Source organism: Klebsiella sp. GW_Kp181, from assembly GCF_040062315.1.
GTDB classification, from domain to species: domain Bacteria; phylum Pseudomonadota; class Gammaproteobacteria; order Enterobacterales; family Enterobacteriaceae; genus Klebsiella; species Klebsiella oxytoca.
On sequence record NZ_JBEAFR010000081.1, the window covers coordinates 87,708 to 93,707 of the forward strand.

The window sequence follows — 6,000 nt, forward strand, 5'->3', positions numbered from 1 at the left end:
ATAGTAGCGAAGTTTGAAAGCACTAACCTTTTGTTGCATTACCGGGATGTAAAGTGAATACAACGCTGTTTCGATGGCCGGTTCGGGTCTACTACGAAGACACCGACGCCGGTGGTGTGGTTTACCACGCCAGCTACGTCGCTTTCTATGAAAGAGCACGCACAGAGATGCTGCGCCATCATCACTTCAGCCAACAGGTTTTGCTGGCTGAACGAGTTGCCTTTGTGGTTCGCAAAATGACGCTGGAGTATTTTGCGCCCGCCAGACTCGACGACATGCTCGAAATCCAGACGGAGATAACCTCAATGCGAGGGGCGACCCTGGTTTTCACGCAGCGAATCGTCAACGCCGAGAACGTAGTTTTGAATGAAGCTGAAGTTCTGATCGTGTGCGTTGATCCACTCTTAATGAAGCCTCGTGCGCTTCCCAAGTCTATTGTCGCGGAGTTTAAGCAGTGACTGAGATGAATATCCTTGATTTGTTCCTGAAGGCAAGCCTTCTGGTTAAACTTATCATGTTGATTTTAGTTTGTTTTTCTATCGCCTCCTGGGCCATTATTATCCAGAGAACGCGCATTCTCAACTCGGCGTCGCGTGAAGCCGAAGCGTTTGAAGATAAGTTCTGGTCAGGTATTGAGCTTTCTCGTCTGTATCAGGAAAGCCAGGGCCGTCGCGATAATCTGACCGGTTCGGAACAAATCTTCTACAGCGGTTTTAAAGAGTTTGCTCGTCTGCATCGCGCCAACAGCCATGCGCCGGAAGCAATTGTCGAAGGGGCATCGCGCGCGATGCGTATCTCGATGAATCGCGAGCTGGAATCCCTGGAGACGCACATCCCGTTCCTCGGTACGGTAGGTTCTATCAGCCCGTATATCGGTCTGTTTGGTACCGTATGGGGGATCATGCACGCCTTTATCGCGCTGGGCGCGGTAAAACAGGCGACGCTGCAAATGGTGGCACCGGGTATTGCAGAGGCGCTCATTGCGACCGCAATTGGTCTCTTTGCCGCTATCCCGGCGGTTATGGCTTATAACCGTCTGAACCAGCGCGTGAACAAACTTGAGCTGAACTACGACAACTTTATGGAAGAGTTCACCGCTATTCTGCACCGTCAGGCGTTTACCAGCAGCGAAAGCAATAAGGGGTAAGCCATGGCCAGAGCACGTGGACGCGGGCGTCGCGAACTGAAGTCCGAGATCAACATCGTTCCGCTGCTGGATGTCCTGCTGGTACTGTTGCTGATCTTTATGGCGACAGCGCCGATCATTACGCAGAGCGTAGAGGTCGACTTGCCGGACGCAACGGAATCGCAGGCGGTAAAAAGCAACGATGAACCGCCGGTGATCGTTGAGGTTTCCGGAGTCGGGCAGTACAACGTGAAAATTGGCCCGGAAACGCTATCGCAGCTGCCGCCTGAACAGGTTATTGCCGAAGCCAGGCGTCGACTTGAGGCGAATGAGAAAACGGTGTTCCTGATCGGCGGTGCGAAAGAGGTGCCATACGATGAGATTATTAAAGCGCTTAACCTGTTGCATAGCGCAGGGGTTAAATCGGTTGGCTTGATGACCAAGCCGATCTAATCGCTCGCAATACGCACCCCCGCCAATATGGCGACGGTGGGACAAACGTGTCCCGCGGCCGACGTCATCGAACGGGAATAGGCGAACAGTTTTTGGGAACCGATAGTGTCAAAGGCAACCGAACAAAACGACAAGCTTAAACGAGCGATCATAGTTTCAGTCGCGCTGCACATCGTCTTGATAGCGCTGCTGATCTGGAGTTCGTTTGACGAGCATCTGGATGCTTCTGCCGGCGGCGGCGGGGGCTCTTCTATAGATGCGGTTATGGTCGATCCGGGGGCGGTTGTGAAGAATTATGACCGTCAACAGCAGCAGCAGGCCAGCGCCCGCCGTGCCGCCGAGCAGCGTGAAAAGCAGGCTCAGCAGCAGGCGGAAGAGTTGCGCGAAAAGCAGGCCGCCGAGCAGGAACGGCTAAAACAGCTGGAACAGGAGCGTCTGCAGGCGCAGGAAGCGGCTAAAGAGGCGAAAGAGCAGCAGAAACAGGCGGAAGAAGCCGCGGCGAAAGCCGCCGCAGCGGCCAAAGCGAAAGCGGACGCTCAGGCGAAAGAGGCGCAGGAAGCTGCCGCCAAAGCCGCCGCTGATGCAAAAGCGAAGGCCGATGCTCAGGCGAAAGCAGCCGAAGCCGCTGCGGCGAAAGCGGCGGCGGATGCGAAGAAACAGGCAGAAGCAGAAGCCGCGAAAGCGGCCGCGGACGCGCAGAAGAAAGCCGAAGCGGATGCAGCGAAGAAAGCTCAGCAGGAAGCCGAGAAGAAAGCGCAGCAGCAGGCAGAGAAAAAAGCGCAGCAAGAAGCGGCGAAACAGGCTGCGGCTGAAAAGGCTGCTGCCGAAAAAGCGGCAGAAAAAGCCGCCGCGCAGAAAGCCGCTGCTGAGAAAGCAGCAGCCGAGAAAGCCGCCGCAGCGGAAAAAGCCGCCGCTGAGAAAGCTGCGGCAGCCAAAGCCGCAGCAGCAGAGAAGGCCGCCGCAGACAAAGCGGCGAAAGCCGCAGCCGCTAAGGCAGCAGCCGCGAAGAAAGCCGCTGCGGCCAAAGAGGCCAACGGCGTGGACGATCTGCTCGGCGACCTGAGCTCCGGTAAGAATGCGCCTAAAACTGGCGGTGGGGCGAAAGGGAGCAATGCATCTGCTGCCGGGAGTGGTAATACTAAAAATAATGGCGCATCAGGAGCTGATATCAGCAATTATGCCGGGCAGATCAAATCTGCCATTGAAAGTAAGTTTTACGACGCAGCGTCTTACTCAGGCAAGACCTGTACCTTGCGTATTAAACTTGCTCCGGATGGCATGTTGCTAAATATACAGTCTGAAGGCGGGGATCCTGCGCTTTGTCAGGCCGCTCTTGCAGCAGCCCGACAGGCTAAGTTCCCAAAACCGCCTAGTCAGGCGGTATATGAAGTATTCAAAAATGCGCCGTTGGACTTCAAACCTCAGTGATATTTTTCCCCGTGCAAGCGGGGAAAAACAATCTATTGTAGTCACAGGGTTTTAGTAGTTTTGTGTATTTGGGTTTGTTAACATTCTGCTAAATTATCGTGGGCTTTCCGCCTGGATAAGGGAGATATGATGAAGCAGGCATTACGAGTAGCATTTGGTTTTTTAATGCTGTGGGCGGCAGTGCTGCACGCAGAAGTACGCATCGAGATTACCCAAGGGGTTGACTCGGCACGCCCAATCGGCGTAGTGCCGTTCCAGTGGGCGGGGCAGGGTGCTGCACCTGAAGATGTGGGCGGTATCGTGGCGGCTGACCTGCGCAACAGCGGCAAGTTTAATCCGCTCGATCGCTCTCGCCTGCCTCAGCAGCCGGGTAGCGCTCAGGAAGTACAGCCTGCGGCATGGTCTGCGCTGGGTATTGACGCCGTTGTGGTGGGTCAGGTGACGCAAAACCCTGACGGCTCCTATAACGTGGCCTACCAGCTGGTTGATACCGGCGGCGCGCCGGGTACCGTGCTTGCACAGAACTCATTTAAAGTGACTAAGCAGTATCTGCGCTATGCCGCGCACGCTGCCAGCGACGCGGTATTTGAAAAGCTGACCGGTATCAAGGGCGCCTTCCGTACCCGTATCGCTTACGTGGTGCAGAAGAACGGCGGCCAGTTCCCGTACGAACTGCGCGTATCCGACTACGATGGTTATAACCAGTTCCTCGTTCACCGTTCCACCCAGCCGCTGATGTCTCCGGCCTGGTCTCCGGATGGTGCGAAACTGGCCTACGTAACCTTTGAAAGCGGTCGTTCTGCGCTGGTTGTGCAGACTCTGGCTAACGGCTCCGTTCGTCAGATTGCTTCGTTCCCGCAGCACAACGGCGCCCCGGCGTTCTCGCCGGACGGCAGCAAACTGGCCTTCGCTCTGTCGAAAACCGGTAGCCTGAACCTGTACGTGATGGACCTCGGATCCGGTCAGATTCGCCAGGTGACCAATGGTCGTAGCAATAACACCGAACCAAGCTGGTTCCCTGATAGCCAGAATCTGGCCTTTACTTCCGACCAGGCGGGACGTCCGCAGGTATATAAAGTCAATATTAATGGCGGCACGCCGCAGCGTATTACCTGGGAAGGTTCACAAAACCAGGATGCTGACGTGAGCGCTGATGGTAAAACTATGGTAATGGTAAGCTCGGCCGGTGGTCAGCAGCACATTGCCAAACAAGATCTGGAAGCGGGTGGTGTGCAGGTTCTGTCATCAACGTTTTTAGATGAAACGCCAAGTCTGGCACCTAACGGCACTATGGTAATCTACAGCTCTTCTCAGGGGATGGGATCCGTGCTGAATCTGGTTTCTACAGATGGGCGTTTCAAAGCGCGTCTTCCGGCAACTGATGGACAGGTAAAATCGCCTGCCTGGTCGCCGTATCTGTGATAATAAATAATTGATTATTAAAGGAATCAAAGAAATGCAACTGAACAAAGTGCTGAAAGGGCTGTTGATCGCTCTGCCGGTTATGGCAATCGCGGCGTGTTCTTCTAACAAGAACGCCAGCAACGACCAGAGCGGTGAAGGCATGCTGGGTGCCGGCACTGGTATGGACGGTAACGCTAACGGCGGCAACATGTCTTCCGAAGAGCAGGCTCGTCTGCAGATGCAACAGCTGCAGCAGAACAATATCGTTTACTTCGATCTGGACAAATACGATATCCGTTCTGACTTCGCTGCAATGCTGGACGCGCACGCTAACTTCCTGCGTAGCAACCCGTCTTACAAAGTGACCGTAGAAGGTCATGCGGATGAGCGCGGTACGCCGGAATACAACATCGCTCTGGGTGAGCGTCGTGCTAACGCCGTTAAGATGTATCTGCAGGGCAAAGGTGTTTCTGCTGACCAGATCTCCATCGTTTCTTACGGTAAAGAAAAACCTGCAGTACTGGGCCACGACGAAGCGGCTTACGCCAAAAACCGTCGCGCCGTACTGGTTTACTAAGAGAATTGCATGAGCAGTAACTTCAGACATCATCTATTGAGTCTGTCGTTACTGGTTGGCATAGCGGCCCCCTGGGCCGCTTTTGCTCAGGCGCCAATCAGTAGTGTCGGCTCAGGCTCGGTCGAAGACCGCGTCACTCAACTCGAGCGTATTTCCAATGCGCACAGCCAGCTTTTAACCCAACTCCAGCAACAACTCTCCGATAATCAGTCCGATATTGATTCCCTGCGCGGCCAAATTCAGGAAAGCCAGTATCAGCTGAATCAGGTTGTTGAACGCCAGAAGCAGATCCTGCTGCAGATCGACGGTCTGAGCAGCGGTGGCGGCGCGACGGGCGCGCAAAGCCCGTCGTCAGCCAGTGAGCAAGGCGCTGCGGCAAGCGCGCCAGCGGCTTCATCAGGCGCTCCGGCGTCGACCGGCGATGCAAACACCGATTACAACGCGGCTATCGCGCTGGTGAAGGATGCTTCCCGCCAGGACGACGCGATGGCGGCTTTCCAGAACTTCGTCAAAAAGTACCCCGATTCAACGTATCAGCCGAACGCCAACTACTGGCTCGGTCAGCTGAATTACAATAAGGGTAAAAAAGACGATGCGGCGTACTATTTCGCTTCCGTGGTGAAAAACTACCCTAAATCTCCGAAAGCGCCCGATGCGATGTTTAAAGTCGGCGTAATCATGCAGGACAAAGGCGATACCGCAAAAGCCAAAGCGGTTTATCAGCAGGTGGTCAGTAAATTTCCTGGCACCGACGGAGCCAAACAAGCGCAAAAACGCCTTAACGCGCTCGGATGATTATGGCATGACCAGAAATCGTATTATTTCTGGTCTTGTCGCATGAATCCTAAGCAGTTAAGCAATCTTTATCTAAATTGTTGTTGCGCTGAATTCTGAAATCAGTAATATATGCCGCCGTTGCCAAGGGATATCGAACAAGCCCAAAGCGACGAAAATAGTGGGTCGTTAGCTCAGTTGGTAGAGCAGTTGACTTTTAATCAATTGGTCGCAGGTT

General features: G+C 54.4%; 7 protein-coding genes. All 7 read left to right on the top strand.

The window, feature by feature from the left end; genetic code table 11:
* Positions 1-53: 53 nt before the first annotated feature.
* On the top strand, positions 54-458 hold the full coding sequence (gene ybgC, locus ABLV11_RS22855) for a tol-pal system-associated acyl-CoA thioesterase (RefSeq protein ID WP_004100330.1): 405 nt from the start codon (positions 54-56) through the stop codon (positions 456-458).
* Entirely contained in the window at positions 455-1,147 is a 693-nt protein-coding gene (tolQ, locus tag ABLV11_RS22860; RefSeq protein ID WP_004100332.1) for a Tol-Pal system protein TolQ, read from the top strand. The genes ybgC and tolQ overlap by 4 nt, the downstream gene beginning before the upstream one ends.
* Positions 1,148-1,150: 3 nt before the next feature.
* Complete coding sequence (tolR, locus tag ABLV11_RS22865; RefSeq protein ID WP_004100333.1) at positions 1,151-1,579, top strand: colicin uptake protein TolR; 429 nt, start codon at positions 1,151-1,153, stop codon at positions 1,577-1,579.
* A gap of 105 nt (positions 1,580-1,684) precedes the next feature.
* The gene (gene tolA, locus ABLV11_RS22870; protein ID WP_017146322.1) at positions 1,685-3,007 is read left to right on the top strand and encodes a cell envelope integrity protein TolA; all 1,323 of its coding nucleotides are present in this window, start codon (positions 1,685-1,687) and stop codon (positions 3,005-3,007) included.
* A gap of 129 nt (positions 3,008-3,136) precedes the next feature.
* Positions 3,137-4,429, top strand: coding sequence for a Tol-Pal system beta propeller repeat protein TolB (gene tolB, locus ABLV11_RS22875; RefSeq protein ID WP_004100336.1), 1,293 nt, complete (start codon positions 3,137-3,139; stop codon positions 4,427-4,429).
* Between the two features lie 34 nt (positions 4,430-4,463).
* Positions 4,464-4,988, top strand: coding sequence for a peptidoglycan-associated lipoprotein Pal (pal, locus tag ABLV11_RS22880; protein WP_004100337.1), 525 nt, complete (start codon positions 4,464-4,466; stop codon positions 4,986-4,988).
* Between the two features lie 9 nt (positions 4,989-4,997).
* Positions 4,998-5,783, top strand: a complete 786-nt coding sequence (gene cpoB / locus ABLV11_RS22885; RefSeq protein WP_004111482.1) for a cell division protein CpoB — start codon at positions 4,998-5,000, stop codon at positions 5,781-5,783.
* Positions 5,784-6,000 lie beyond the last annotated feature (217 nt).